Annotated in this window: 23 protein-coding genes; 11 read left to right on the top strand and 12 right to left on the bottom strand. The window is 65.1% G+C overall.

The window, feature by feature from the left end:
• Window positions 1–16 precede the first annotated feature (16 nt).
• From ACH5N8_RS06740 to pepN, 6 genes are all read right to left on the bottom strand, one after another.
• Complete coding sequence (locus ACH5N8_RS06740) at window positions 17–322, bottom strand: hypothetical protein (RefSeq protein WP_483282989.1); 306 nt, start codon at window positions 320–322, stop codon at window positions 17–19.
• Window positions 323–401: 79 nt separating this feature from the next.
• The gene (locus tag ACH5N8_RS06745) at window positions 402–1,394 is read right to left on the bottom strand and encodes a vWA domain-containing protein (protein WP_483282990.1); all 993 of its coding nucleotides are present in this window, start codon (window positions 1,392–1,394) and stop codon (window positions 402–404) included.
• 44 nt (window positions 1,395–1,438) lie between these two features.
• On the bottom strand, window positions 1,439–1,999 hold the full coding sequence (locus ACH5N8_RS06750) for an MxaK protein (RefSeq protein WP_483282991.1): 561 nt from the start codon (window positions 1,997–1,999) through the stop codon (window positions 1,439–1,441).
• A complete protein-coding gene (locus ACH5N8_RS06755) occupies window positions 1,987–2,970 on the bottom strand; it encodes a vWA domain-containing protein (RefSeq protein ID WP_483282992.1) in 984 nt (327 codons plus the stop codon). The genes ACH5N8_RS06750 and ACH5N8_RS06755 overlap by 13 nt, the downstream gene beginning before the upstream one ends.
• The gene (locus ACH5N8_RS06760; RefSeq protein WP_483282993.1) at window positions 2,967–3,890 is read right to left on the bottom strand and encodes a hypothetical protein; all 924 of its coding nucleotides are present in this window, start codon (window positions 3,888–3,890) and stop codon (window positions 2,967–2,969) included. Before ACH5N8_RS06760 ends, ACH5N8_RS06755 begins: the two co-directional genes overlap by 4 nt.
• Window position 3,891: 1 nt before the next feature.
• On the bottom strand, window positions 3,892–6,534 hold the full coding sequence (gene pepN, locus ACH5N8_RS06765; protein WP_483283176.1) for an aminopeptidase N: 2,643 nt from the start codon (window positions 6,532–6,534) through the stop codon (window positions 3,892–3,894).
• A 276-nt stretch (window positions 6,535–6,810) separates the two neighbouring features.
• Between pepN and ACH5N8_RS06770 the strand changes: the two genes are divergently transcribed.
• Together ACH5N8_RS06770 and ACH5N8_RS06775 are read left to right on the top strand one after the other, a co-directional pair.
• On the top strand, window positions 6,811–10,476 hold the full coding sequence (locus ACH5N8_RS06770) for an FAD-dependent oxidoreductase (protein ID WP_483282994.1): 3,666 nt from the start codon (window positions 6,811–6,813) through the stop codon (window positions 10,474–10,476).
• Window positions 10,477–10,653: 177 nt separating this feature from the next.
• Window positions 10,654–11,025, top strand: coding sequence for a hypothetical protein (locus tag ACH5N8_RS06775; RefSeq protein ID WP_460027104.1), 372 nt, complete (start codon window positions 10,654–10,656; stop codon window positions 11,023–11,025).
• Window positions 11,026–11,135: 110 nt separating this feature from the next.
• On the opposite strand, the gene gshA is transcribed toward ACH5N8_RS06775, so the two are convergent.
• Both gshA and ACH5N8_RS06785 read right to left on the bottom strand, forming a co-directional pair.
• Complete coding sequence (gene gshA / locus ACH5N8_RS06780) at window positions 11,136–12,707, bottom strand: glutamate--cysteine ligase (protein WP_483282995.1); 1,572 nt, start codon at window positions 12,705–12,707, stop codon at window positions 11,136–11,138.
• Between the two features lie 85 nt (window positions 12,708–12,792).
• Complete coding sequence (locus ACH5N8_RS06785) at window positions 12,793–13,125, bottom strand: DUF2782 domain-containing protein (protein WP_460027102.1); 333 nt, start codon at window positions 13,123–13,125, stop codon at window positions 12,793–12,795.
• Between the two features lie 169 nt (window positions 13,126–13,294).
• On the opposite strand from ACH5N8_RS06785, the gene ACH5N8_RS06790 reads away from it, so the two are divergent.
• From ACH5N8_RS06790 to ACH5N8_RS06810, 5 genes are all read left to right on the top strand, one after another.
• On the top strand, window positions 13,295–14,044 hold the full coding sequence (locus ACH5N8_RS06790) for a HesA/MoeB/ThiF family protein (protein ID WP_483282996.1): 750 nt from the start codon (window positions 13,295–13,297) through the stop codon (window positions 14,042–14,044).
• 145 nt (window positions 14,045–14,189) lie between these two features.
• Entirely contained in the window at window positions 14,190–14,618 is a 429-nt protein-coding gene (locus ACH5N8_RS06795; RefSeq protein ID WP_460027100.1) for a hypothetical protein, read from the top strand.
• Between the two features lie 88 nt (window positions 14,619–14,706).
• Window positions 14,707–15,750 (top strand): tRNA preQ1(34) S-adenosylmethionine ribosyltransferase-isomerase QueA, encoded by a 1,044-nt coding sequence (gene queA, locus ACH5N8_RS06800; RefSeq protein ID WP_483282997.1) that lies wholly within the window; start codon window positions 14,707–14,709, stop codon window positions 15,748–15,750.
• Complete coding sequence (locus tag ACH5N8_RS06805; protein WP_483282998.1) at window positions 15,740–16,180, top strand: HIT domain-containing protein; 441 nt, start codon at window positions 15,740–15,742, stop codon at window positions 16,178–16,180. The genes queA and ACH5N8_RS06805 overlap by 11 nt, the downstream gene beginning before the upstream one ends.
• The gene (locus ACH5N8_RS06810) at window positions 16,180–16,461 is read left to right on the top strand and encodes a YkgJ family cysteine cluster protein (protein ID WP_460027097.1); all 282 of its coding nucleotides are present in this window, start codon (window positions 16,180–16,182) and stop codon (window positions 16,459–16,461) included. Before ACH5N8_RS06805 ends, ACH5N8_RS06810 begins: the two co-directional genes overlap by 1 nt.
• On the opposite strand, the gene odhB is transcribed toward ACH5N8_RS06810, so the two are convergent.
• Both odhB and ACH5N8_RS06820 read right to left on the bottom strand, forming a co-directional pair.
• Complete coding sequence (gene odhB, locus ACH5N8_RS06815; RefSeq protein WP_483282999.1) at window positions 16,458–17,696, bottom strand: 2-oxoglutarate dehydrogenase complex dihydrolipoyllysine-residue succinyltransferase; 1,239 nt, start codon at window positions 17,694–17,696, stop codon at window positions 16,458–16,460. The two genes, ACH5N8_RS06810 and odhB, sit on opposite strands and share 4 nt — an antisense overlap.
• Before the next feature lie 9 nt (window positions 17,697–17,705).
• Window positions 17,706–20,498, bottom strand: a complete 2,793-nt coding sequence (locus ACH5N8_RS06820; RefSeq protein ID WP_483283000.1) for a 2-oxoglutarate dehydrogenase E1 component — start codon at window positions 20,496–20,498, stop codon at window positions 17,706–17,708.
• A 278-nt stretch (window positions 20,499–20,776) separates the two neighbouring features.
• Between ACH5N8_RS06820 and moaA the strand changes: the two genes are divergently transcribed.
• Window positions 20,777–21,787 carry a GTP 3',8-cyclase MoaA gene (gene moaA, locus ACH5N8_RS06825; RefSeq protein ID WP_483283001.1) on the top strand — a complete coding sequence of 337 codons (1,011 nt, stop codon included), beginning with the start codon at window positions 20,777–20,779 and terminating at the stop codon, window positions 21,785–21,787.
• 3 nt (window positions 21,788–21,790) lie between these two features.
• Here the strand turns inward: moaA and moaB are convergent, their stop codons facing one another.
• The gene (gene moaB, locus ACH5N8_RS06830; protein WP_460027144.1) at window positions 21,791–22,318 is read right to left on the bottom strand and encodes a molybdenum cofactor biosynthesis protein B; all 528 of its coding nucleotides are present in this window, start codon (window positions 22,316–22,318) and stop codon (window positions 21,791–21,793) included.
• A gap of 246 nt (window positions 22,319–22,564) precedes the next feature.
• Here moaB and ACH5N8_RS06835 point away from each other — a divergent pair, with 246 nt between their 5' ends.
• On the top strand, window positions 22,565–24,439 hold the full coding sequence (locus ACH5N8_RS06835) for a potassium transporter Kup (protein ID WP_483283002.1): 1,875 nt from the start codon (window positions 22,565–22,567) through the stop codon (window positions 24,437–24,439).
• A 22-nt stretch (window positions 24,440–24,461) separates the two neighbouring features.
• Here the strand turns inward: ACH5N8_RS06835 and ACH5N8_RS06840 are convergent, their stop codons facing one another.
• On the bottom strand, window positions 24,462–24,896 hold the full coding sequence (locus ACH5N8_RS06840) for an NUDIX domain-containing protein (RefSeq protein WP_483283003.1): 435 nt from the start codon (window positions 24,894–24,896) through the stop codon (window positions 24,462–24,464).
• 208 nt (window positions 24,897–25,104) lie between these two features.
• Between ACH5N8_RS06840 and ACH5N8_RS06845 the strand changes: the two genes are divergently transcribed.
• Together ACH5N8_RS06845 and ACH5N8_RS06850 are read left to right on the top strand one after the other, a co-directional pair.
• Window positions 25,105–25,833 (top strand): sulfite exporter TauE/SafE family protein, encoded by a 729-nt coding sequence (locus ACH5N8_RS06845; protein WP_460027091.1) that lies wholly within the window; start codon window positions 25,105–25,107, stop codon window positions 25,831–25,833.
• 19 nt (window positions 25,834–25,852) lie between these two features.
• The gene (locus tag ACH5N8_RS06850; RefSeq protein ID WP_460027090.1) at window positions 25,853–26,794 is read left to right on the top strand and encodes a sigma-54 interaction domain-containing protein; all 942 of its coding nucleotides are present in this window, start codon (window positions 25,853–25,855) and stop codon (window positions 26,792–26,794) included.
• The last annotated feature ends 78 nt before the right edge of the window (window positions 26,795–26,872 follow it).

A 26,872-nucleotide genomic window follows, 5' to 3' on the forward strand; every position in this document is an offset into this window, starting at 1 on the left:
CGGCGGCGGGATCGTCTCAGGACGAGACCTTCACGTTGCTCTTCAGCAGGGCAAACCGGTATACCAGCAGGGCGGCAACCACGCCGACGGCGATCCAGGAATGGCCGATCAGTCCCGCCGCGAGGCTGGTCTTGTTGGCGGTACCCTGCAGCGAGGTCAGGTAGGGCTTGGAGATCAGCAGCATCCAGGCCCAGGCGGGCAGCTGGTACGACACGGCGCCGACGATCGCCCACTGCACGCTGTTGGCCTGCCGGTGCACGGCCGTCCTGTAGAACCAGAAGGCGAAGCCGATCGTCAGCAGTACGGACAAGAACATGGCCATGGGTCGTCTCCTCTCGAGTCGTTGTTATTGAAGCGGACGCGGGGCTTCCCCCGCATGTTGCGGCTGCCGAGTATACCGCTCAGCCAGCGGACCGGCGGAAGCCTTTGACGCGGCCATGGCCGGGAGGTTTCCCTTTGCCATGGCTCCCCCGGCGCCGTTCGTAGCCATAGCTCAGGGCCAGCAGCAAGAGGGCCATGCCGGCCAGATGGGGCCGGACGTCGGTCGAGGTCGGGCGGCGCTCGGCGAACTCGGCGCGGGTCATGAAGGCCATGAACGCGGCGGGGTCGTCGAGGCGCAGATAGCGCAGGCCGGTGCCGGCGGACAGGACCTTCAGGTGCGCCTCGTCCAGCCAGGAGAGATAGGGCCCCTCGGCCGGCAGGCTGCGGGTCTCGACCTTGACCGAGTAGACGGTGGTCGAGACCGGCGGTTTCTCGATGTCGGCGTTTTCCCAGATGCCCAGCGGCCGGTTTTCCCGATCGTAGCGCGGTACCGTCACCGGCGCGGTTCCGCCCACGCCGACCAGCAGCCCCGGCACTTCGCCGGGGCTGCCGTCGAACTGTGGCTGCACCGTTTGCGGCGGAGTCTCCTGGCCATCGGTGAGAAACACCAGCCGCAGGCCGGCATCGCGTTTCCGCACCTCGCGAATGGCGTGGTAGAGCCCCGTCTCCACGTGGGTGTCCGCCGACCAGGCCATGCGCCAGTCGATATGGTTCAGGACATCGTCGATGATCGGCAGATGGGTGCAGACTTCCAGCGGCTCGAACAGCAGCTGCACGGTCTGCGTGGTGAAGAGGCCCAGTCCCACCTCGGAGCCGCAGGGCAGCGCCTTGATGCTTTCCCGCACCGCCTGCTTGGCGTAGCCCAGCCGGTCCTCGGGCCAGCCGGCCCGATGGTAGTCGCGGGTGTTCATGCTCTGGGTGATGTCGAACACCATCACATAGCGATAGACCTCCTGTGGCAAGGTCATCCGGGGCTGCAGGAGGGCGAGGGCGACCAGCAGGGCGGCGAGTGCCAGCCAGAGGGTACGCCCGTGCCGGCGCGGCCAGGGCCAGGCGCGTTGCCGGCGACTCATGGGACGCGGCGACCGGGTCTGGTCATGGCGCTGTTGCCCATGACTCAGGGGCCGCCGCCGGGAATGCTGGGCAAGGTCGCGAACACGCTACCCTTGGAGCCCTGGAAATCGTTCTTGGGCTTCTCCTTGGGCGGTGGCGTGATGCGGTAGGCATATTCCAGGTTATAGCGGGCATCCCATTGGGTGGGGTCCAGGCTGAGGGATTCGCGCAGGCTGTCCTTGGCCGCCGCCAGCAGGGTGTTGATGCGCACGTGTTCCAGCAGCCCGCGGTCCTTCCACAGTCTGGCGGCATCGCGCAGGTAGAGCGTGCCCAGGTTGTAGCGTACCCGCGCGCGGAAGCGGGCATCGCCCTGCTGCAATATCGTCCCGTAGAGGCGGATGGCTTCGAGCGGATCGCCACCCGACTGGAGCCGGTAGGCCTTGGCCAAGACCAGGCCGGCATCGGTGTCGGGCGTGATGTCGATAGATGCCGGCTCCGCCAGCCGCCGATTGTATTCATGCAGCCGGTACCAGCGCGCGCCGGCATGCAGGGCGCCGGCCAGGCACAGGAGCGCCAGGCCGCCGAGCAGCCAGGGCGACAGGAGGTGGCGCATCAGGCGTTCCATGACGGAATCTCCAGGGCTCGTCCGGCCAGCAGGAGGAGCATCAGCACCAGCGCCGCTCCGTAGAAGCCGCCCGCGAGGTCCTCGCGCGGGCGTCTCTGCTGGTAGGGCAGCGGCAGGTTCTCCAGCCGCTCGACTTCGGCGATAGCCTTTTCCATGGCGTTCGGGTTCTCGGCCTCGAAGGCGCGATAGGGGATGTCCAGGGACTCGAAATAGGCGTTGAGGAAGTATTCGGGGGTCGTCGTTTCATTGGGGTTGGCCGGCCTTTCGGTGAGCGGCGCGCTGGTCGGGTTGCGCAGATAGATCCAGTACAGGGTGGTCTCCGTCTCCCGGAAGGTCTGGCGCAGCCGGTCCCGGGTTTCGTCGTCGATGCGGGCGGCGCCATCGGAAACCAGCAGGATGATGCGCGAACCCCGACGCGGCGTTTGGGCGAAAAAGTCCAGTGCCATCGCCAGCCCCGGGGCAATATGGGTGACGCCATGGCCCCGGCCGCCGGCTGCCGCGATCGCTGCCTGCACGGCGGCCTTGTCCTCGGTCAGCGGCAGGACATAGATGGGCGCGGCGGCGAACGCGACCATGCCGAACAGGTCGTGCCGGCGGCGTTCGACGAACTCGGACAGCAGCTTCCTGGCCATGGCGCTCTTCGATTCGGTGGCCCGCGCCCCCAGGTAACGGCCGGTGAAGTTCTCGTTCATGCTGCTGCTGCGGTCCAGCAGCAGCACGATGTGCGCGCCGGTACCGATACGTTCGACGACCTGCTCCCGCCGGTAGGGTCCCGACATCGCCACGATCAGGCAGAAGAACACCAGGCAGGCGGCTATCCGCAGGCCCCGGTCGATGACCTCCGACCAGGGGTCCTCGGGGATGAGCGCCAGCGAGGAGCAGGTGACAGCCGCCTGGCCGCGGCGGAACCAGGGCAGGGCGGCCAGCGGCAGCAGGGTCAGCGCCAGAGGGTGCAGGACGCCCAGGCTCATGTCAGTCGGCGCTCGGCGCTCAGGCAGCGCTCCATCAGATCGCGCAGCCATCGGCGGGTTTCGGCATCCAGGCGGACCGGTGCGCCGGGATCGAAAAACAGGGCCTGCGACCAGCCGAGAAACTCCGCCAGCCGTTCGCGCAGCGAGGCGAAGGCCGGGCAGGTGGCGCAGAAGCGGTCGAGCTGGTTGCTAAACAGGGTTTCGCCGAAGGTCTGGTCCAGTGCCCGGTGCAGGGTGCGGGCAGCGGCGCGCAGGGTCTCGGCGTCGTGGCCGGAGGCGAGTATCTGGCGCAGTTCGCGGGACGCGCGGGCGAAAGGCAGCACCCTGCGGCGGCGCAGGTATTGGCGCAGGCCGATCAGACCACCGGTCGACGCCAGGCCGGTCAGCCAGCCGGCCAGGGGCTTCGCGGCCGCGTTCGTGTCGGCGGATTCGGGCGGCAGCGGGTCGCGTACCTCGACCTGCTCGTCGGGCAGATCGGGCGGGATCACCGGGGCCAGGGTGAAGGACCAGGCGGGGGTCTTGAGCTCATGCGGGGGCGGTCCGGCGATGCGCAGGCTCAGGGGCGGGATGGCGACCGTTTCCGGCTGCCGCACCCCCTTGAATACCTGATAGGCCAGGTCGAGCCGGACGCGCGGCCGCGCACCGCCGTCGAGTGGCTGCACACGACTGTCGCGCAGCGTCAGCCAGTCGTCGAGGGGACCGTTCGGCGGCAGATCCTGGCGTTCCAGCGACTGTCCCTCGGCCAGTTCCAGGGTGATGGCGTGGTGGATTTCATCGCCTAGCACATAGCCGTAATCGCGCGTGGGCGACAGGCTGGCGGCCGGCAGCCGGTCCGGGTCGCCGGCCGGCCCGCATCCCGCCAGCGTCAGCAGCACCAGCCCGATGCCGGCCCCCGGCGTGCACGAGGCAGGGCGGGCCATGTCAGGCGGCCAGGGCCTTGGTGGCAACTTCATAGACATCGGGCGATAGTCCGGCTGTCTCCGCCACCTGTTCCAGCGCGGCGCGCATCAGCGCCTGCCGGTGCGGTTCGTAGCGGCGCCAGGTGGTCAGTGCGGTCAGCATGCGGGCGGCAATCTGCGGGTTGATGCCGTTCAGCTCGACGACGCGATCGGCCAGGAAGCGATAGCCGGCGCCATCCCCGGCATGGAAGTTCACCGGATTCGACTGGCTGAAGGCACCGATCAGGGAGCGCACATGATTGGGCATGCGGATATCGAAGGCAGGGTGCCGCATCAGTGCCTGAACCCGCGCCAGCCCACCGGGCAGACGGCTGGTGGCCTGGAGCGTGAACCATTTGCCGACCACCAGATCCTCGTCCCGCCACTGCCGGTAGAACGCCTCCAGGGCTGCGGTCTGATGGGGATGGTGACTGTTGACGATGGCGGCCAGGGCGGCGATGCGGTCGGTCATGGTCCGGCAGGTCTCGAATTGCCGCAGCGCCAGCTCGTGCGCGTCGGCATCGTCCAGGCTGGCGAGATAGTCCAGGGCGGTGTTCTTCAGCCGCCGGCGTCCGATCGCCGGGGCGTCGAACTGGTTGTACTCGTCGCGATGGTGGTCGTGGTAGAGCGTCCGCCAGGCCTCGGTCAGTTCGCTTGCCAGCCGGCGGCGAATGTCCTGACGTGCCTGGTGCAGCGCCACCGGATCGACGCTGTCGAGGCAGCCGCTGACATAGTCCTCGCCGGGCAGGGTCAACAGCAGGGCCTGGTAGGAGAGATCCTGCGACGTTTCCCGGGTGAGGGCACGGAAGGTCGCCACCAGCAGATCGGCGCAGCGGGCGTCTTCCGGTCGCTGCAGGGTTTCCAGGATGGCCTGAGTGGCGAGTTGCTGGCCCGCATCCCAGCGGGTGCAGGCGTCGCTGTCGCGCGCGAACAGGAAGGCCAGTTCGTCCGGCGTCCGCGCCAGCGTCAGGCGGACCGGGGCGGAAAATCCGCGCAGGGCGGAGATGACCGGTTTCGCCGGCAGGTTGACGAAGCGAAAGCGCTGTTCGGGTTCGCGGATCGCCAGCACGCGGGTCGTCGCGGGGGACGGGTCGCTCTCGCCGTCGAGCTGCAGCGGCAGCTCGAACCCGTCGGCATCGAGCAATCCCAGCGCCAGGGGGATGTGCAGGGGCAGCTTGTCCGGCTGCCCGGGTGTGGCCGGGCAACGCTGGCGGACCATCAGTTCGAGGCTGGCGCTGGCGGGGTCGTGGTGGCTTTCCAGGGTCAGTTCCGGGGTGCCCGCCTGGCTGTACCAGCGCCGGAACTGCGCGAGGTCGACGCCATTGGCGTCTTCCATGCAGCGGACGAAGTCCTCGCAGGTGACGGCCTGACCGTCGTGCCGCGTGAAGTAGAGATCGCTGCCGGACCGGAAGCCGCCGGCGCCGAGCAGGGTGCGCAGCATGCGGATCAGCTCCGCGCCCTTTTCATACACCGTCAGGGTGTAGAAGTTGTTGATCTCGATGTAGGACTCCGGGCGCACGGGGTGGGCGAGAGGGCCCGCGTCCTCGGCGAACTGGCGGGTGCGCAGCATGTTGACGTCGTCGATGCGCTTGACGGCCCGGGAATGCCGGTCGGCGGAAAACTCCTGGTCGCGGAAGACCGTCAGGCCCTCCTTGAGGCTGAGCTGGAACCAGTCGCGGCAGGTGATCCGGTTACCCGTCCAGTTGTGGAAATATTCGTGGCCGATGACGCCCTCGACGTGCTCGTAGTCGGCGTCGGTTGCCGTGTCCGGCCGCGCCAGCACGTAGCGGGTGTTGAAGATGTTAAGCCCCTTGTTTTCCATCGCCCCCATGTTGAAGTGGCTCACGGCAACGATCATGTACAGATCGAGGTCGTACTCCCGGCCAAAGTTGTCCTCGTCCCAGCGCATGGCGTTCCTGAGCGAGGCCATGGCGTGGCCGCACTTGTCGATGTCGTGCGCCTCGGCGAAGATGCGCAGCGTCACCGCCCGGCCTGAGCGGGTCGTGTAATGGTCCTCCAGGCACTCCAGCTGTCCCGCGACCAGCGCGAACAGGTAGCTGGGCTTGGGGTAGGGGTCGATCCAGCGTGCCCAGTGGCGACCGTTCAGCAGGTCGCCGCTGCCGTCGAGGTTGCCGTTGGACAGCAATACCGGGTAGCGCGCCTTGTCCGCGACCAGGGTGGTGGTGTAGACGGCCATGACGTCCGGCCGGTCCGGGAAGTAGGTGATCCTGCGGAAGCCCTGGGCCTCGCACTGGGTGCAAAACATGCCGCCGGAGAGGTAAAGCCCTTCCAGGGCGGTGTTGGCGGACGGATCGATGATCGTGACGGTTTCCAGGACGAACGGTTGCCCGGGAATCTCGCGGACGATCAGGGCATCGGCGTGCACCGCGTAACGGGACTGTTCCAGCAGCAGTCCATCCAGCTTCAGCGAGACCAGTCGCAGCTGCTCGCCGTCCAGCGACAGGACGGCGGCACGGCGGGCCCCGGAACGCCGCCGCATGGCCAGGGTGGCCGTGACCCGTGTCGCCTGTTCGTCGAGCTCGATCAGAAGGTCGATGCGGTCGACGAGAAAGTCCGGGGGGGTGTAATCCTTCAGGTAGACGGTTCTGGGCGAGGCATCGCGCATGGGCAGCGTCATGTCGGTTGGCGGCGGATGGGGGTGGCAGGGGCCCGATAGCGGCTTTCACAGCCAACTGTGCGGTTTTCCCTAAGAATACCAAGACTATGCCCCGCCTTGCGGGTTCCGGCCCGGCATGTCCGTTGGCCGGGGCCCACGGTAATGGGCGCGGCAACCCCACGAAAGAGACTGTAAATCGACTTGAACCCTTCGATGGCCTAGAATTGGGCCATTTTGATCGCTGGCCCAACTGCTTCCGACATCCATTTTCCCGACGATACATCCATGACCCTGACTGCGCCCCTGCAACTGGGAATTCCCGGTTTCGATTACGCCGATCTCTATCATCCGGCTCGACTGAAGGATTTGGCCGAATGTTTCGACACGGAACTGGCCAGCCGGCAGCCGGAGCTGTTCGCGGAGTTCCAGGCATACCGGGACTGCCGGGGCGATGGGATGGCGCCGGAAGCGGTGTCCGACCTGCTGGTCCGGCTGGCTCCCCGGGTGGGCGATTTCGTTGCCCGGCTGTTCGGGGTGGAGTGCGAGCGGGAGAGCCAGGCCACAGCCATCCGGGCCGATTTCGACACGGTGTTCGCCTACAAGAACGAGATCGTGGCCAAGTCCGCCAGCCGCTACAAGGGCGAAGATCCGGCCAACTGGGACATCAAGGCCATCAGCCACCTGTTCGCAACGCTCGTCCAGGCGGCCATCGACGAGGAACGGCTGTCCGCCGACCGCGAGGCCGCCATCGCTGGCTTCGCCATTGCCCTGAAGCGGGCCGTCGAGACGCCGGGGACGACATCCTGGGTGGCCACCGTGCGCGGTCGCCTGATGGCGGATACGTCCGCAGCGCCCCTGTTCGCGGATGCGCTCGCGGGCGATGACGCGGTGCTGGCCGCCGCCCTGCATGATCTGGTGGGGCGCTGGACCTTTGCCGCCACCCGCGATGCGGGGCTGCAAGGTGAGGTCAAGCACTGGGTCAGCTTCAAGACCCCGGCCAAGACCGACTTCGCGCAGCTGGTGCATCACGAGTTGCTGCCGGTCGATGGCTACAAGGTCTGGCGGGGCCCTGCCGGGCATCATCGTCGCCGCGACGGGTTCGGTCTGACCGATCCCCGCTTCCCCGAGCGGCGCGTGCTGTACGAGGTGGATCATTGCATCTACTGCCATGACCGCGATACCGACTCGTGCTCCAAGGGCATGCGCAACAGGAAGGATGGCAGCTACAAGGTCAACCCGCTGGGTGTCACCATCACCGGCTGCCCGCTGGAAGAGAAGATCTCCGAGATGCACCTCGTTAAGCGCCAGGGCGACAACCTGGGCGCGCTGGCGCTGATCACCATCGACAATCCGCTGTGCCCCGGCACCGGTCATCGCATCTGCAACGACTGCATGAAGGGTTGCATCTACCAGAAGACCCAGCCGGTCAACATCCCGCAGATCGAGACCAACGTCCTGACCGATGTCCTCTTCATGCCCTGGGGCTTCGAGATCTACAGCCTGCTGACGCGCTGGAATCCGCTCAACGTCAAGCGGCCGGTGGTGCTGCCCTACAACGGCCGCAACGTGCTGGTCGCCGGCATGGGGCCGGCCGGCTACACGCTGGCGCATTACCTGCTGAACGAGGGCTTCGGCGTGGTCGGCATCGATGGCCTCAAGATCGAGCCCCTGCCGGCGCACCTGGTGGGCGACGCCAACAGGCCGCCACAGCCGATCCGCGATTTCCGGGAGCTCTACGAGGATCTCGACCGGCGCATCATGCTGGGTTTCGGCGGCGTGGCCGAGTACGGCATCACCGTGCGCTGGGACAAGAATTTCCTCAAGGTCATCTACCTCAACCTGCTGCGTCGGCAGACCTTCCGCATCTATGGCGGCGTGCGCTTTGGCGGCACGCTGACCATCAACGAGGCCTGGGATCTGGGCTTCGACCACATCGCCATTGCCTCGGGCGCCGGCAAGCCGACGCTGATCGGTCTCAAGAACAATCTGATCCGCGGTATCCGCAAGGCGTCCGATTTCCTGATGGGCCTGCAGCTGACCGGTGCGGCCAAGGAATCCTCGCTGGCCAACATGCAGGTGCGCCTGCCCGCCGGTGTCATCGGCGGCGGTCTGACGGCCATCGATACCTGTACCGAGGTGCTGGCCTACTACCCGGTCCAGGTGGAGAAGATTCTCCACCGCTATGAAAAGCTCACCGCCCTGCAGGGCGAGGAGGCCGTGCGCGCGATGTACGATGAGGAAGAGCAGCTGATCCTGGACGAATTCCTGGCGCACGGACGGGCCATCCAGGCGGAGCGTCGGCGTGCCGAGGCGGCCGGCGAGAAGCCCGATTTCCTGCCGCTGCTGGACAGCTGGGGCGGCGTGACCATGTTCTACCGCAAGGGCATCGAGGATTCGCCGGCCTACCGGCAGAACGCCGAGGAAATCACCGAAGCGCTGGACGAGGGCATCCGTCTGGCGCCGGGCATGAATCCGCTGGAAGCCCTGGAGGATGACTACGGCCACCTGCGGGCGGTGCGGTTCGAGCAATTGCGGCTGGCCGATGGCCAGTGGCAGAAGGCCGGCGAGCAGGACGTGGTCCTGCGCAGCCTGTTCGTCGCCGCCGGCACCTCGCCCAACACCATCTACGAATCCGAGCACCCGGACAGCTTCGAGATGGACAAGAAATTCTACCAGCGTTACGAGCCGCAGTGGCTGGATGGAATCCCCGAGCTGGAGCCGATTCAGGACACGGCCGAGGTCAAGATCGGCAAGCCGGCGCCGTTCACCTCCTACCGCCGCCACGGCAAGTTCATCACCTTCTACGGTGACAACCATCCCGTCTATGCCGGCAACGTGGTCAAGGCCATGGCCAGCGCCAAAGATGGCTATCCCTATATCACCCGGCTTTACGAAACGGAGCTGGCGGTTCTCGATCCCGCCGGACAGACGGTCCGCGACCAGGCCCTCAGGCAGTTCCAGACGCGCCTGGACGATCAGTTGCTGGCCCGCATCGTGGAAATCAACCGCATCACGCCGACCATCATCGAGGTCATCGTGCGTGCGCCGATGGCGGCCAAGCATTTCGCCCCGGGCCAGTTCTACCGCGTGCAGAACTTCGAGGCACTGGCGCCGGTGATCGAGGAGACGGTGCTGGTGGCCGAGGGACTGGCCTTGACCGGCGCCTGGGTGGACAAGGAGCAGGGGCTGATTTCCCTCATCGCCCTGGAAATGGGTTCCTCGTCACGCATGCTGTCGCTGTGGAAACCGGGCGACCCGGTGGTCGTCATGGGCGTGACCGGCGCACCGACCGAGATCCCGGCCGGCCAGACCGTGGCGTTGATCGGCGGCGGTCTGGGCAATGCCGTGCTCTTCTCCATCGGCAAGGCCCTGCGCGGGGCAGGCAGCCAGGTGGTCTATTTCGCCGGCTATCGCAAGCGCGAGGATGTCTTCAAGGTGCGCGACATCGAGGCCGCCTCGGATGTGGTGGTCTGGGCCGTCGACGCGTCCGAGGGCGCCGAGCCCATCCCGGTGCTGCGGCCGCAGGACAAGACCTTTGTCGGCAACATCGTCGAAGCGATGGTGGCCTATGCCAGGGGTGACCTGGGGCCGACGCCCATTCACCTCGACGATGTCGATCACATGATCGTGATCGGCTCGGACCGCATGATGGCGGCGGTCAAGCACGCCCGCTACGGGGTGCTGAAGCCCTACATCAAGTCCCATCATGTCGCCATCGGTTCGATCAATTCGCCGATGCAGTGCATGATGAAGGGGGTCTGCGCCCAGTGTCTCTGCAAGCATGTCGAACCGGAGACGGGCAAGGAATACTTCGTGTACTCCTGCTACAACCAGGATCAGGAACTGGATCGGGTGGACTTCCCCAACCTGAACGCGCGCCTGCGCCAGAACTCGGTGCAGGAGAAACTCTCCGGCAGGTGGCTGGCGCACCTGGTCGGCCGGCGCTCATGAGGCGTCGGCATGTGCCGGCCCGGCATTTTGAAAAATGCCGCAATAAAGCATGACAAGGCCGGAGAACTCTTTTACTATGGCCACCCGTTGATGCCGGCAGAAGTCCGAGTCACCAACTGGTCTATTTGGAAAACTGATTGGGTTGCCTGCAGGGCTGCCTAAGGAGACACTAGAAACATGAAAATGAGCAAGATTTCCACCGTTGTCAGCAGCGCACTTTTGGCCCTGGCTGTTTCCGGTAACGTATTCGCAGCCGAAAACGCCGAAGGCGTCAAGGAGCACTTCGCGCTGACTCAAAAGGAAGTGAAGGAAGCTCAGGCAGCGGCGGCGGCTGGCAACAAGGAAGAGTGCGTGAAGCACTACAAGCAGGCCAAGCAGCACTACAAGGAAATCACCGGCAACGCGGCAAGCATGCGGCTCCAGAAAGCCATCGATGTCATGCAGACCGGCAAGGAAGCTTGCCAGGCTGGCGATGTCGCCAAGGGTGCTGAAGTTGGCGTTCACGTATCCAAGGAGCTTGACGAGATTGCAAAGGAAAGCCTGAAGTAAGAACGGTTTTCTTCGGCAAGATCAAGCCAGGGCAGACTGGATTCCAGTCTGCCTTTTTTATTGCCCGAATTCTGGTGGCGGCGGCGGGAACCGGTTCGGCGACTGCCCGCTCAGGCCTGCTGCCAGTACGCGCTCAGGAAATCGTCCAGGGAGAGACGGTCGGCCGCCTCGATCTGCATTTGCCGATTCCAGGAGGCTTCGGCTTCAGCGGCGAAACGGCCCAGCCGATCCTTGTCCAGGCGATGGGCCAGCCAGTGCCTGGCGTGCTCCCGCGAGAGGCGCAGGGCAAATTCGGCGAAGGTTTCCCGGTTGTCGCGCAACTCCCGCAGCACGCGCGCCGAGGCCGTCAGTTCCGGTTCCTGGCAGGCCGGGCGATAGCGCTGGACGCTGTCGCGGTAGGGGGTCCCCGCCTGCCCCTCATCCAGGATGGCGGCGATATCCTCCAGGCGCTCAACGATCTCCATTGCCCACTGGGCCAGCGGAACCTCGCGGCCGGTCCGGGACAGCGGCAATGCGGGGCCACGGCCACAGCAGGCGACAGTCAGGCTGTTGCGGCTGCACTCGGCCTTTTCCTCGGTCGACAGCGGGGGACTCGCTTCGAGCAGGCAGTACAGTACGAACGTCTCGAGAAAGCGGAGCTCATCGAGGGCGACGCCGGCCGGTTCGGTGCCGAGCAGGTCCAGGGCGCGCAGTTCCAGATAGCGGACCCCGCGCTTGCGCAGCGCCAGGGTTGGCCTCTCGCCGGAAAAGGTGATCTGCTTGGGCCGTATCGCGCTGTAGTACTCGTTCTCGATCTGCAGGATGTTGGCGTTCAGTTGCCGGTATTCGCCATCCACCTTGATGCCGATCCGTTCGTAAGGCGGGTAAGGCTGCCTGATGGCGGCCTCCAGGCTGGCGATGTAGTCGTCCAGGGCGTTGAAGGAAATGTCGAGGCTGGTCTGATTGTCGTTGCGGTAGCCGATATCGCTCATGCGCAGGGAGGTTGCGAATGGCCGGTAGTAGGTTTCGGGATCAAGCTCGGCGAAGCGCGTGGCCAGGTTTTCACGGCCACTGAAGAAGGACTTGCAGATGGCCGGTGAGTTGCCGAACAGGTAGATCAGCAGCCATCCGTGGCGGTGGATGTTGCGGATGATGCCGAAGTAGGCTTCGGACACGAAAGCGGACAGCTCGGCCGCCGGCTGCTCCAGATCGTGCAGGACTGGCCAGAGCGCTTCGTTGATCGAGTAGTTGAAGTGCACTCCGGCGATGGATTGCATGGTGCGCCCGTAGCGGTGTGCCAGGCCGCGCCGGTAGATCTGCTTCATGAGGCCGATGTTCGACCGCCCATAGCGGGCGATCGGAATGCTGTCGTCGCCATCCAGCCCGATCGGCATCGACGTGGCCAGCAGGATTTCGCCCTCGAGGTGCTGATGCACGTAGGCGTGAATGTCGCCCAGAAATCCCAGGGTCTCCTCGGCGCTGGCCGCGGGTGGGGTGATCAGTTCGATCAGGGCTTCCGAGTAATCGGTGGTGATCCACTCATGGGTCAGGGCCGAACCCAGGGCGGCGGGGTGCGGTGTCTGGGCGATGCGGCCATCCGGGTCGAGGCGCAGGCTCTCCTTCTCGAGCCCCTTGAGTCCGTCTCGCAAAAATCCTTGTTGTCCTGCCCGGAGCAGGTTTTCCAAACGGCTGCTGTGCGCCATGTCGCTAGACTTCGGGAAATAAGGTGGAGGGTGACTCCGGTGTGAGGGTCGGTCCGACCCCAGGCGGTCCGTGGGATGCGCCAGCTTACCAGCTGAACAGGACCCACCTGTTGATGTTCATGCCCTTCTGGTTATCACCCTGGCGGACCTCCAGGTTGCCGTCGCCATCGCGATCGACGAGCACGTAGGCAGGGCCGATGACGGGCGTGATCTTGACCATGTAGAGCTGGTTGTTGATGCGGTATTCTTCGATCGTTTCCTCTCCCCGCCGGATGATGGTCACATCCGGTTCCATGGGCTGGCCGCTCTGCACGGGCGCCGGCAGATCCGGCTGATCCGGAATGGGCACAGGGATCTCGTCCTCGGCGTGAACCTGGCCTGCCAACAGGACCGACAACAGCGACAACATCCGAATCATGAGAAAGTACGGCTTTTCAGAGGTTTTTGGCGGGCAATGATAGTACAGATCGCACGGCGATGGTTCCGCAAGCCTGGCGCCCGGCGCCGCGGCCACTGTGCCAGGGTGACATCCACCGGGGTGCCACACGGGTCAAAACATATTGTTCACTCCCTTTTGTCCCACGATCATGGATGATGATCAGCTGCTGCGCTACAGCCGTCAGATCCTGCTGCCGCAGATCGATCTTTCCGGACAGCGGAAGCTTCTGGATGCCACCGTGTTCATCGTCGGCCTGGGGGGGCTGGGTTCACCCGCGGCCATGTACCTGGCGGCGGCGGGCGTCGGCCATTTGCTCGTCAATGATTTCGACCGGGTCGACCTGAGCAACCTGCAACGTCAGATTTTGCATGCCACCGACGATATCGGCACCGCCAAGACCCGCTCGGCGATGGCAACACTCCATCGCCTCAACCCCGAAGTTCGCATCACGCCGATCGGGGAGCGTCTGGACGAGGCCGGCCTTGAAACAGCCATGAACCAGGCGAACGTAGTGCTGGACTGTTCCGATAACCTGGCCACCCGCTTCGCCGTCAACCGTGCCTGCTTTCGCCAGGGCAAACCGCTGGTCAGCGGGGCGGCCATTCGCTTCGAGGGCCAGCTGGCGGTTTTCTGGCCCGGGGTTGGCGACAGCGCCTGCTACAACTGCCTGTACCCGCATGACGAGGGCGGGGTCGAAACCTGTAGCCAGAATGGCGTGGCGGCGCCTGTGCCGGGCATCATCGGCAGCCTGCAGGCGCTGGAGGCAATCAAGCTGCTGACCTTGCCCGCTTATGCGCCCTTCAACGTGCTCCATCTGTTCGACGGGCTTGGCTTCGAGTGGCAGAGAATGAGGGTCACCCGCAACCCCGATTGCGCGACCTGCGGGCGGAATGGCTGACAGGCCCCTGACCCAGCCGGGGACCATGCGCCGTCTCGCCACCCATCTGGTATCGTGTCAATAATAGCTGAGCCGCCAGCACGTCACCGTCCTCCCATCGAATCCGAATGCTTCACCGATTCAAACCCGGTCATGGAGACAAGCGATGAGCGAACAACAGCCACAAACGCCAGCCCGTGACGCGTCTTCCGGCCGGGTCTGGCGGTTGCGACGCCGCGTCCTGGCCTGGTTTGCCTGGCTGATGACACTGCTGTACTGGGATGTGCTGCTGGATTTCCTGCTGCATCTCCTGCACATCGTCATCGAGTATCTCGAGCTGGGGCTGGAGGGTGTCCTGGAGGCCCTGTTTCATCTGGAAGGTCATGATGCGCAGATGGTGACCGCCTGGATCGGCAGCCTGATGCTCGCCAGCCTGGCCGGCCTGCTCTATATCCTCTGTCTGCGGCGCCTGAAGAGACGCTATCGGTCCTCCTGGGGCTATTTCTGGCTCTGTCTCAAGGATGGCGCCCAGCACAACTGGGGCTTCCTGTCCTTGCTGGCCATGGCCTACGTCGGCAGCCTGCTGCTCTTCTGAGCGGCGGGCGCCTGGATGCCCGGGAACGGGGCGGCAAAGCCGCTTCCGTGGCTGCAATCGCCAGGCCGAATTGCTACCATGCGCCGCCATGCGCAAGAGTGACTTCCACTACGACCTTCCCGAGCATCTGATCGCTCAGGCGCCCCTGCCGGAACGGACCGCCTCCAGGCTGCTCTGCCTGCTGGAGGGTGGGAGCCTGGAGGACCGCGGTTTCAGGGATTTGCCCAGCCTGCTGCGTCCGGGAGATCTTCTGGTTCTGAACGATACCCGCGTCATACCGGCCCGCCTGCATGGACGCAAGGCTACCGGCGGGCGCATCGAAATCCTGGTCGAACGGCTGCTCGACGAACGGACGCTGCTGGTGCATCTGCGGGCCAGCAAGTCGCCCAAGCCGGATACCTGGCTGCATCTCGATGGCGGCTATGAGTGTCGGGTACTGGAGCGGCGCGAGGATCTGTTCGTGCTGGAATTTGCGGCCGGGATCAGCGCTCCTGAGGTGCTGGAAGCCGTGGGTCATGTACCGCTGCCGCCCTATATCCAGCGGCCGGACACGAACACCGATCACCATCGCTATCAGACCGTGTTCGCGCGCTCGGCAGGCGCCGTGGCGGCGCCGACGGCGGGTTTGCACTTCGACGAAATCCTGCTGCGCGATCTTGCCGGGCAGGGCATCGATCATGTCTGCGTGACCCTGCACGTCGGCAGCGGCACCTTCCTGCCGGTACGCGTCGACAATCTCGATCAGCACCGCATGCATGCGGAGCGGTGCAGCGTGCCGGAAACCGTGGTTCGCCGCATCCGGGCAGCGCGGGCCAGCGGCGGGCGGGTCATCGCCGTCGGCACGACGGTGGTACGGGCACTGGAGACCGCCGCGCGGTCGGGGGAACTCGAACCCTACGAGGGCGAGACGCGATTGTTCATCCGGCCGGGCTTCGATTTTCGCTGCGTCGATGTCCTGCTGACGAATTTCCATCTGCCGGAATCGACCTTGCTGACCCTGGTTTGCGCGTTCTCGGGGCATGCGCCCGTGATGGCGGCCTACCGGCATGCCGTACGCGAGGGCTACCGCTTCTTCAGCTATGGCGATGCCATGTTCCTGATCCGCGAGGAGGCTGGCCGGGATGCACGCTGACGCTTTCGAACTGCATCCGCAGCTGAGGTCCGATTGTCTGGAACTGGGCCGTTTCCGGCTCTGCCGGCTGTTGCTGATGAACGAGCGCCGGTATCCCTGGCTGATTCTCGTGCCCGAACGGCCCGGAATCGGCGAAATCCATGAACTTGGCGACACAGACCAGGATCACCTCATCCGTGAATCCTCGTGTCTGGCCGGGCATCTCAAGCGGGTATTTGCCGCCGATCGTGTCAATGTCGCGGCCATTGGCAACCTGGTGCCGCAGCTGCATGTGCATCATGTGGTACGCCGGCGGGACGATGCCGCCTGGCCGGCTCCGGTCTGGGGGCGCAGCCCCCCGGAGCCCTACACGGAAGCGGAGCGGGCCGGGCTGATCAGCCGGTTGCAGCTGGCCGCTCTGCCCGGCCTGCGGATCGGACCGGCACCCTGATGGATTGCCGGCCCGGCTGCGGAGCCTGCTGCATCGCACCATCCATACGCTCGGCCATCCCCAGCATGCCCCAAGGCAAGCCGGCGGGGCTGGCCTGCGTCCAGCTCGGCGAGGACTGGCGCTGCCGCATTTTCGGCCAGCCGGAGCGCCCCGCCTGTTGTCGGGGGTTGCAGCCCAGCGGGGAGATGTGCGGCGACAGCCGCGAGGCCGCGCTCGCTCATCTCGCCTGGCTGGAGCAGGCAACGGCGCCCGATGATCCGCCCGTGGCGCCGTTGGTCTAGACGCCAAGCAGCAGGCGGGCCGGGTCCTCCAGCAGTTCCTTGACCGTGAACAGGAAGGAGACGGCCTCGCGACCATCGATGATGCGGTGATCGTAGGACAGGGCCAGGTAGATGATCGGGCGGATGACGATCTGTCCGTCCTCGACCACCGGGCGCTCCTTGATGGCGTGCATGCCCAGGATGGCGCTCTGCGGCGGATTCAGGATGGGCGTCGACAGCATCGAGCCGAAGATGCCGCCATTGGTGATGGTGAAGGTGCCACCGGTCAATTCCTCGAAGCTCAGCTTGCCGTCGCGAGCCCGCAGCGAGAACTCGTTGATGGCTTTCTCGATTTCGGCGAAGTCCAGCGTGTCGGCATGGCGCAGCACCGGGACCACCAGGCCGCGTTCGGTGGTGACCGCGATGCCGATGTCGTAGACGTCGTGATAGACGACGTCCTGGCCCTCGACCGAGGCGTTGATGATGGGGAAGCGCTTGAGTGCCTCGACCGAAGCCTTGACGAAGAACGACATCAGGCCGAGCTTGACCTGGTGCGTCTGCTCGAAACGCGCCCGGTGCTGCTGGCGGATATCGAAAATCTTCTGCAGGTTCACCTCGTTGAAGGTGGTCAGGGTGGCCGTGCTGTGCTGCGCCTCGAGCATCCGTTCCGCGATGCGGGCGCGGATGCGTGTCATCGGCACGCGGCGCTCGCCGCCCTTGGGTGAGGACGGGCCGGATGCCGCCTCATGGCCGGACGGCGGGACGGGCGCGGGTGGGGTCGAGCGCTGCTCCAGAACGTTCAGCACATCCTGCTTGGTGATGCGCCCGCTGACCGGGATGTCGGAAGGCTCCAGATTATGTTCGGCCAGCAGCCGCCTCACCGCCGGGCTCATGGGCTGGTCAAGAGCGGGCGCGTGGCCGGTTGCGGAGGGTTCGCCCGCGGGTGGCCCGGCGTTCCCGGCCGGCGGCATCTCCGGCAGCGCTTGCGGCTCGGTGACGGCTAGCGGGCGAAGCTCGGCTTCGGTTTCGATGACGGCCAGCAGATCGCCGCTGGAGACGATATCGCCCTTGTGACGGCAGATTTCCTTGAGCATGCCCGATTCCGGCACGGGTACCTCGAGGATGACCTTGTCGGTTTCCAGGTCGATCAGGTTGGCATCCTTCTGAACGAGGGCGCCATCCTGGAAGTGCCAGTCGAGCAGCGTGGCGTCGCTGACGGATTCGGGCAGGTTGGGAACGAGGACTTCGATGCGCATCGGATTTCCTTAGCTGTGAGAGGCGGCGGGGCCATAGAGTGCATCCTGCACCACCTGCTTCTGTTCCTCGAGATGGCGATGGAATTGCCCGACCGCCGGCGCCGGGCACATCGGCCGTCCGGCGTAGACCAGTGCGATACGGTTCTCCAGGTGGCCGAAGAAGCGGTGCTTGATCTGATGCCAGGCGCCCTGGTTCTCCGGCTCCTCCTGGCACCAGACCAGTTCCTTGAGGTTGCCATAGCGGGACAATACCTCGGTGAAGGCCTCGTCCGGGAATGGATAGAGCTGTTCGACGCGCAGGATGGCGATGTGGGACAGGCCGGACTTGCGGCGGGCCTCCAGGAGGTCGTAGTAGATCTTGCCGGCGCAGACGATGGCGCGGCTGATCCCCGCCGGGTCGTGCGGATCGATTTCGCCGATGATGTTGCGGAACGTTCCCTCGGCGAGCTCGGTCAGGGTGGAAACCGCCAGCTTGTGCCGCAGCAGGCTCTTGGGGGTCATGACGATCAGCGGCCGCCGGTAGGGCCTGAGGATTTGCCGGCGGAGCAGGTGGTATATCTGTGCCGGCGTGGTCGGAATGCAGACCTGCATGTTCTGCTCGGCGCACAGCTGCAGATAGCGCTCGATGCGCGCCGAGGAATGCTCCGGCCCCTGGCCCTCGTAGCCATGCGGCAACAGCAGCGTGAGCCCGCACAGCCGGCCCCACTTGCTCTCCCCCGAGGCGATGAACTGGTCGATGACAACCTGGGCGTTGTTGGCGAAATCGCCGAACTGCGCCTCCCAGATCACCAGCGTCTCGGGGGCCGAGGTCGCGTAGCCATACTCGAATCCCAGCACCCCCTCCTCCGACAGCAGCGAGTCATAGATCCGGAATGGCGCGGCGTTTTCCAGGTGCTGCAGGGGAATGCAGGTCGCTCCCGTGTTCTGGTCGTAGAGAATGGCGTGGCGGTGGAAAAAGGTTCCCCGGCCGACATCCTGGCCGCTGAAGCGGATGGTATGGCCGTCATCGAGCAGGCTGGCATAGGCGAGGTTTTCCGCAAATCCCCAGTCCATCGGTTGCTCGCCCCTGGCCATGGCCCGGCGACCCTCGACGATCGCCGCCGCACGCGGATGCAGGGAGAAGTTCGTTGGCAGCCGCAACATGCGTCCGGCCAGCTCCTTCAGCTTCTCCAGCGGCATGCGGGCGTCGTAGGGGGTGGTCCACAGCTGATTCTGGTAGGCGGTCCAGGAGGGCTTGGGGAACCTTCCCTCGGCATCGATCAGCGGGCGGGAGACGATGTCGTCCCGGGCCAGGGCGGATTGGTAGTCCGTTTCCATCGCCTTTTCCTGGGCGGCGCTGATGACGCCGGCACGGATCAGCCGCTCGGCATACAGCCGTCGCACGGTCGGCTGCTGGCGGATGAAGCGATACATGGCCGGCTGGGTGACGGCGGGCTCGTCGGCCTCGTTGTGCCCGTGGCGGCGATAGCAGATCAGGTCGATGACCACGTCGCGGTTGAACCGCATCCGGTAGTCGACCGCCAGCCGCGTCACGAACAGCACCGCTTCCGGATCGTCACCGTTCACGTGGAATACCGGTGCCTGGACCATGTTGGCGACATCCGTGCAGTACAGCGTGGAGCGCGCATCGAAGGGATTGCTGGTGGTAAAGCCGATCTGGTTGTTGACGACGATGTGGATGGTGCCACCGGTGGTGTAGGCGCGGGTTTCCGCCATGTTCAGGGTTTCCATCACCACGCCTTGCCCGGCGAAGGCGGCATCGCCGTGAATCAGTACCGCCATGACGGTATTCTCGGCATTGCCGGCCTGGCGGTCCTGCCGCGCCCGGACTGAGCCCTCGACTACCGGGTCGATGATCTCCAGGTGGGAGGGGTTGAAGGCGAGCGCGACATGCACGGGGCCGCTGCGGGTGAGGATGTCCGAGGAGAAGCCCATGTGGTACTTGACGTCGCCGGCACTCGCCAGCGGCAGGTTGGCGGCGGTGCCCTCGAATTCCTGGAACAGGGAACTGGGCTTCTTGCCCAGCACGTTGATGAGCACATTCAGCCGGCCGCGGTGCGCCATGCCGATCACCAGTTCGCGTACGCCCTGTTCGCTGCCGCGCTCGATGACTTCGTCGAGCAGGGGGATCAGGCTCTCGGCACCCTCCAGGGAAAAACGCTTCTGCCCGACATACTTGCGGTGCAGATAGCGCTCGATACCTTCCGCGGCGGTCAGGGCCCGCAACAGCGACGTCTGGCTCTCCGGTTCCGGGAAGGCCCGGCCGCGGGTATTCTCCAGCCGCGTCTGGATCCAGTGCTTGATGTCGCTGTCGACGATATGCATGTACTCGGCGCCGATGCTCTCACAATAGGTCTGGCGCAGCAGGGCGAGGATTTCCCGCAGCGGCAGCCGGCGGGAATGATGCAGGATGTCGACGTAGAAGTGCCGGTCCAGATCCTGGGCCGTCAGGCCATAGTAGGCCGGATCGAGATCCTTGAGTATGGTCGGCGGATTCAGCCTGAGCGGATTGTTGTCGGCAACCTGATGGCCGCGGGTCCGGTAGTGGTAGATCAGCTGGTCCACCGCCGCCTGCTTGCGCAGCGTGGCCTCGATCTCGCTGCCGTCGTCGTCGTGGGGAAGGGGCGGACGGGGGCCGGACAGCTCGGGAGTGGCATCCTGTATGGAGCGGAATTTGTCGCGCCAGCTGGAGTCGACCGAGTCCGGATCGAGCAGGAACCGCTCGTAGAGGTCTTCCAGAAAGCCCAGGTTATCCTCGGCGATGGCCGCCGAACCTTCGAATAATTGCTGCAGCCGTTTCATGCGTGTTCCCGTCGTGATGGCTTCGCGCCAGCCTTCACTGGCTGGCGTCACCGCTCCCTGGTTGGGCGGGTCGGGTTTGAGCGTCGCTGTTTTGATTGCACATCACTACATAGTTTCCCTGATTTCGGCAGAAATTGCCCGCTTGTCGCGGGGTGAGCGTAGCCGGGCCGGGCCGCGGCGGCGGGTATCTGCACAAGGCAATTCCCGAGTGTTATGCTCAAGATATAGCAGGGCCGGACTGTCAGGGTCCGAACGCAACCCGGAGAAGGTTTGTTGCCATGGAAAATGCCGTCGCCAATACTCCCCAGCTCACCGACCGTTTCGGCCGGCGGGTCAGCTACGTGCGGGTGTCGATCACCGATCGCTGCGATTTGCGCTGCCTCTACTGCATGAGCGAGGACATGCGCTTTCTGCCCAGACCGCAGATTCTTACCCTGGAGGAGATCCACCGGGTGTGCGAGGCCTTCGTTGCCCTGGGCGTGGACAAGATTCGCATCACCGGCGGCGAGCCCCTGGTGCGGCGCGGTGCGGTCGACCTGATGGCCGGCATCGCCCGCTTGCCCGGGCTGCGCGAACTGGTGCTGAGCAGCAACGGAACCCGCCTGGCCGAATTGGCCGGCGACATCAGGGCGGCCGGGGTGCGCCGCATCAACATCAGCCTGGATTCCCTCGATCCGCAGCGCTTTCGGCAACTGACCCGGGTCGGCGATCTCGCCAGGGTTCTGGACGGTATCGAGGCGGCGCTGAAGGCGGGCTTCGAGCGCATCAAGATCAATGCCGTCATCCTGCAGGGTCGCAATCATGACGAGGTCGTCAGCCTGACGCGCTTTGCCATCGACCATGGCATCGATATCAGCTTCATCGAGGAGATGCCGCTGGGCCACGTCGATGGCCATGACCGGGCCGAGGAGTTCTATTCCAGCGATGCCATCCGCCGGGACCTGGAACAGGTGTTCGAACTGCTGCCCAGCCCGGAGACCACCGGTGGTCCGTCGCGCTATTTCCGTATCGCCGGGAGTGCCTCGCGGGTGGGTTTCATCTCTCCCCATTCACACAATTTTTGCGGTAGCTGCAACCGGGTGCGGGTCACGGCCGAGGGCCGCCTGCTGCTGTGCCTGGGCAATGAGCACGCGGTCGAGCTCAAGGATGTGCTGCGGGCCGAGCAGGCTTCGGCCGAGGCGCTCAAGGCGACGATCCGCAATGCCATGGCCATCAAGCCCGAGCGCCATCATTTCGACCTTGAGGCCCAGCCGGTCATCCTGCGGCACATGAACGCCACCGGCGGCTGAAACTCAGCTTTCCAGCAGTCTCGGCATCAGTTCGACCAGATTGCAGGGGCGGGTGCGATAGTCCAGCTGGGCCTGTATCAGGGCGTCCCAGGCCAGCCGGCAGGCATTCGGCGAACCGGGCAGACAGAACAGGTAAGTGCCGTTGGCGACGCCCGCCGTGGCCCGCGATTGCAGCGTCGAGGTGCCGATTTCCTGGTACGACAGGCTGCGAAACACCTCGCCGAAACCTTCCAGGGTCTTGTCGAACAGGACCTCCACCGCTTCCGGGGTGCCGTCGCGCCCCGTGACGCCCGTGCCGCCGGTGGTCAGGATGACATGAATGGCCGGATCGGCGATCCATTCCGAAACCCGGGCACGAATCTGGTATTTATCGTCCGCTACGATGGACCTGTCGATTACCCAGTGTCCGGCTTCGGTGACCCGCTCCCGCAGCAGGCGACCGGCGGTATCCGTGGCTTCGATGCGTGTGTCGGAGACCGTCAGGATGGTTATGGATAATGGAATAAATGAGCGTTCCTGATGCACCGGGATTTTCACGTTTTGAGTCAAAACAACCAGCTTAACACGACAGGGGTGCCGGCTCGCCACCTTATTGTGACAACGATCTTACCCTATGACATGGGTGGTCTATAATCATCTGATTTGTCCAGCTGCCGGGCATTCCGTCAATCGGATCGGACAATTCGCCTCCAGGGCGCCGGTTTTCTTGAAACGATACCGTGGCTGCGCCACGCCTTGTCTCCCGGCCGCCCGGGAACATCAGTCATGAGAGGACACATGGTTCGCAACCAGGACGAATCGCCGCATTGGAGCCTGACGCTGGGCTGTCTCGGCGTGGTATTCGGCGATATCGCCACCAGCCCGCTCTATGCCCTGCGGGTCGCGTTCACCGGCGGGGGCGGGCTGACGCCTACTCCGGAGCATGTGCTGGGCATCCTCTCCCTGGTCTTCTGGTCGCTGACGCTGGTGGTGGGCGTCAAGTATGCCTGGCTGGTGATGCGTGCCGACAACAATGGCGAGGGCGGCATCATGGCCTTGATGTCGCTGGTCCTGCGTCCCGTCAACCAGAAGCCGCGCCGCCGCTGGATCATGAGCCTGGGGCTCATCGGTACGGCGCTGTTTTTTGGCGACGCCATGATCGCGCCGGCCATTTCCGTGATGAGCGCGGTGGAAGGCCTCAAGGTTGGCGCCCCCCAGCTGAACGCCCTGATCGTGCCGGTCACGCTGATCATCCTGGGGGTGCTGTTTCTCATCCAGTATCGCGGTACCGCTTTCATCGGCTGGCTGTTCAGCCCGATCATGGTGCTGTGGCTGTTGCTGATAGCCATCCTGGGCCTGTTGAGCATCCTGCAAACGCCATCGGTCCTGCAGTCGCTTTACCCTTCCCATGGCCTGGCATTCCTGCACGAGGCCAAGGCCCAGTCCCTGGTGGTGCTGGGTGCCGTGGTGCTGGTCGTGACCGGCGCGGAGGCGCTGTATGCCGATATCGGCCATTTCGGCATCGCGCCGATCCGCTCGGCCTGGTTTCTCGCCGTTTTCCCGGCCCTGACCCTGAATTACCTCGGGCAGGGCGCCCTGCTGATCCGCGATCCCGCGGCAGCCAGCAATCCCTTCTACCTGCTGGGGCCGGGCTGGAGCGTGCTGCCCCTCCTGTCCCTGGCTACCCTGGCCACCATCATCGCGTCCCAGGGCGTGATCTCCGGAGCCTTTTCGCTGGCCGCCCAGGCCGTGAGGCTGCGCTATCTGCCGCGGCTGGCGGTTCGCCATACCTCGAAGGGACGTTACGGACAGATCTACGTGCCGGCCGTGAACTGGCTGCTGGCGCTCTCGGTCGTCCTGCTGGTGGTGAGCTTCGGGTCCTCGTCGCGGCTGGCGGCGGCCTATGGCCTTGCCGTCACCGGCACCATGGTGGTGACGACCCTGCTGATGTTCGGCCTGCTGCGCCGGGTTTCGCGCCATCACTGGCGGTTTGCCGGGCTGCTGTTCGGCCTTTTCCTGCTGGTCGACCTGAGCTTCCTGATGGCCAACGCGACCAAGATCCCGCGCGGTGGCTGGGTGTCCCTGCTGATCGGCGGGGTGATCTACCTGCTTCTCTGGACCTGGATACGGGGACGGGAACTGCTGGTGACACGCCTCAACGAAAAGGCGGTACCACTGGAGGAACTGGTTTCCCGGCAGGGCCACAACCCCCTGCCGAGAGTGCCCGGCACCGCGGTCTACCTGACGGCCGGACGTTTCGGCGCCCCGCTGTCGCTGACGCACAACATGATGATCAACAAGGTGCTGCACGCGCAGGTCATCGTGCTGACCGTGGTCACCCGGGATGAACCCTGGATTCCGCTTGCCGAACGGGTCAAGATCCGCCACTTCGGCGATCAGATCTATCGGGTACGCATCTACTACGGCTACAACCAGCAGCCCAACATTCCCGACGCCCTGGCCTATTGCCGGAGCCAGGGACTGACGGTGGATCTGGCCGAAGCCTCGTTCTTCCTGTCACGCGAGCATCTGGTCTCCACCCCGCGCGATGGCATGCCGCGCTGGTGCGAACGCCTGTTCATCCGTATGGCCATGAATGCCGAGAACGCCATGGCGTTCTGGCAGATTCCGCCCGACCGGGTGGTCGAGCTGGGTCTCAAGGTCGAACTGTGAGCCGGCCGGGCGCGGCCACCGATCAGCGCAGCGGCGCGGGTTGCCCCGTGGCCCGGAACCGCCGGTAATCCGCCAGCACCAGCGCATGATCGAACGCCAGCGGGGCAGGCAGGTTCTCCGGGTCGACGATCACCGCCTTCCTGGCGTCGTCGGCCGCTATGGGTGTTCCCGTGGCCTCGGCGACATAGACGGCCGTGACGGTATGCCCGCGGGCGTCGCGGGCCGGATCCGAGTAGTTGCCCAGCAGGGCCGTCAGCCGGACCGCAAGCCCCACCTCCTCCTGCGCCTCGCGTCGGGCCGCCGTCTCCAGGGTCTCCCCGACGTCGACGAACCCGCCCGGAATGGCCCAGCCGTGCGGCGGATACAGGCGTTCGATGAGGACGATGGGACGACCGGGACGGTCGGTCAGTTCGATGATGATGTCGGCGGCGATCTGGGGTGTGACGGGACGGGACATGAGGACGCTCGCGGTTTTTGCGGGACCTTAAGAGATCGCGGCGCCGATGGCAAGCCGGGCCCTGCCGCACTGCCAGCGCTCTTTTGGCCGGCGTCCCGCGACGCATGGCTGCTAATCCCCTACCGATCCACGGTAAAATGCGCCGTCAATCCCGGGGTCGGGAGCCGTCGCGCTCCGCCGATCCTCCCGCAAGCATGACCGGGCCAACATGAATCATCTCGACTCCGCCTTCAGCACATCCTATTTCGTCGCCCTGCTGATGGGCCTGTTCAGCGCGCTGCACTGCCTTGGCATGTGCGGCTCTATCATCGGCTCCCTGACCCTCAGCCTCAAGCGGGAAATCCGCGAGAACAAGCGCACGCTGCTGCCCTATGTCGCCAGCTACAACGCCGGACGGGTCTTCAGCTATACCATCGCCGGGCTGTTCGCCGGGCTGGCCGAGCATGTGCTGAGCATGCCACTGGGCGAGGGACATGGTCATCGGTTGCTGCAAATACTCTCGGCCCTGGTCATGCTGGGCGCGGGCCTGCATATCGCCGGCTGGTTCCCGCGCTTCGCCTACATCGAGAAATTCGGCAGCGGTGTCTGGCAGCGGATTGAACCCTACGGCCGGCGGCTGGTCCCTGTGGAGACGCTGCCCCGGGCGTTCGTGTTCGGCATGGTGTGGGGCTGGCTGCCATGCGGCCTGGTCTACACCGCGCTGGCCCTGGCCGCGACGACCGGCGATGTGGTCCGCAGCACCTTCACCATGCTGGCATTCGGCCTTGGCACCATGCCCGCGGTGATGGGCGTGGGCATCATGACCTCCTGGATGGTGCGCCTGTCGAGCATGACCCGCTTTCGCCAGCTGGCCGGAATCACCCTGATCCTGCTGGCGTTCATGGCGGCGTTTCCCGGCCTCAATCCGATGGTGCAGCAGCACACCATGGCCCATTGAGGTGCGTTGAGGTATGACCATGTTCGAAAAGCTGATAGGGCAGTCTCCCAACTTCGAATCCCTGTTGCGCAGCGCCCGCATGGTCGCCGCCACGGATGTCACAGTGCTGATCGTCGGTGAGACCGGTACCGGCAAGGAGGTGCTCGCGCAAGCGCTGCAGCAGCACAGCCCGCGCAGCGGCAAGCCCTTCATCACCATCAATTGCGCGGCCCTGCCGGAATCCCTGGTCGAGTCCGAGCTGTTCGGCCACCGGAAGGGCTCGTTCACCGGCGCCACCGCGAACCAGGTCGGCCGGCTGCAGGCGGCCAATGGCGGCACCGTCTTTCTCGACGAGGTCGATTCGCTGCCGGTTCCGCTGCAGGCGAAATTGCTGCGCTTCCTGGAAACCGGCGAGATCCAGCCGGTCGGCGAGACCGCGACGCACAATGTCGATGTCCGCATCATCGCTGCCACCAATGCCAACCTGCTGGACCGGATCAGCCGCGGCGAATTCCGCCGCGACCTCTACTACCGCCTGAACGTGGTTCCGCTGGAGATTCCCCCCCTGCGCGAACGCATCGGCGACGTGCAGGTCTTGCTGCAACACTTCATCGCCCAGTTCACCCGCGACCATGGACTGCAGAAGGTCTCGATCAGCAAGTCGGCCCTGAACCGCTTGGTGGCCTATCCCTGGCCGGGCAATGTCCGCGAATTGCGCAACGTCTGCGAGCGACTCTGCATCCTGCTTGCCGGCCGCGTCATCGAGGAAAACAATCTGCCCCCCGAGATCGTCAGCCGGCTGCCGGCACAGAAACCCGAGATCGAGCTGCCGGAGCGGGGCATCAACCTGGAACAGGTCGAGATCGACCTCATCCGCCAGGCCCTGCAGCGCACCAACGGCAACCGCAGCCGCTCGGCCAAGCTACTGGGGATTTCCCGCGATACCCTGCTGTACCGCATGCAGAAATACGGCATCAGCTAACGAGAGCGTCAGGCGCCACCGTTGCGCCGCCGCTTTGTCCGGCTCCGAATCCGATAACGATAATTTAAGAGGAAAGAC

Source organism: Methyloparacoccus sp. NF-16, assembly GCF_056880625.1.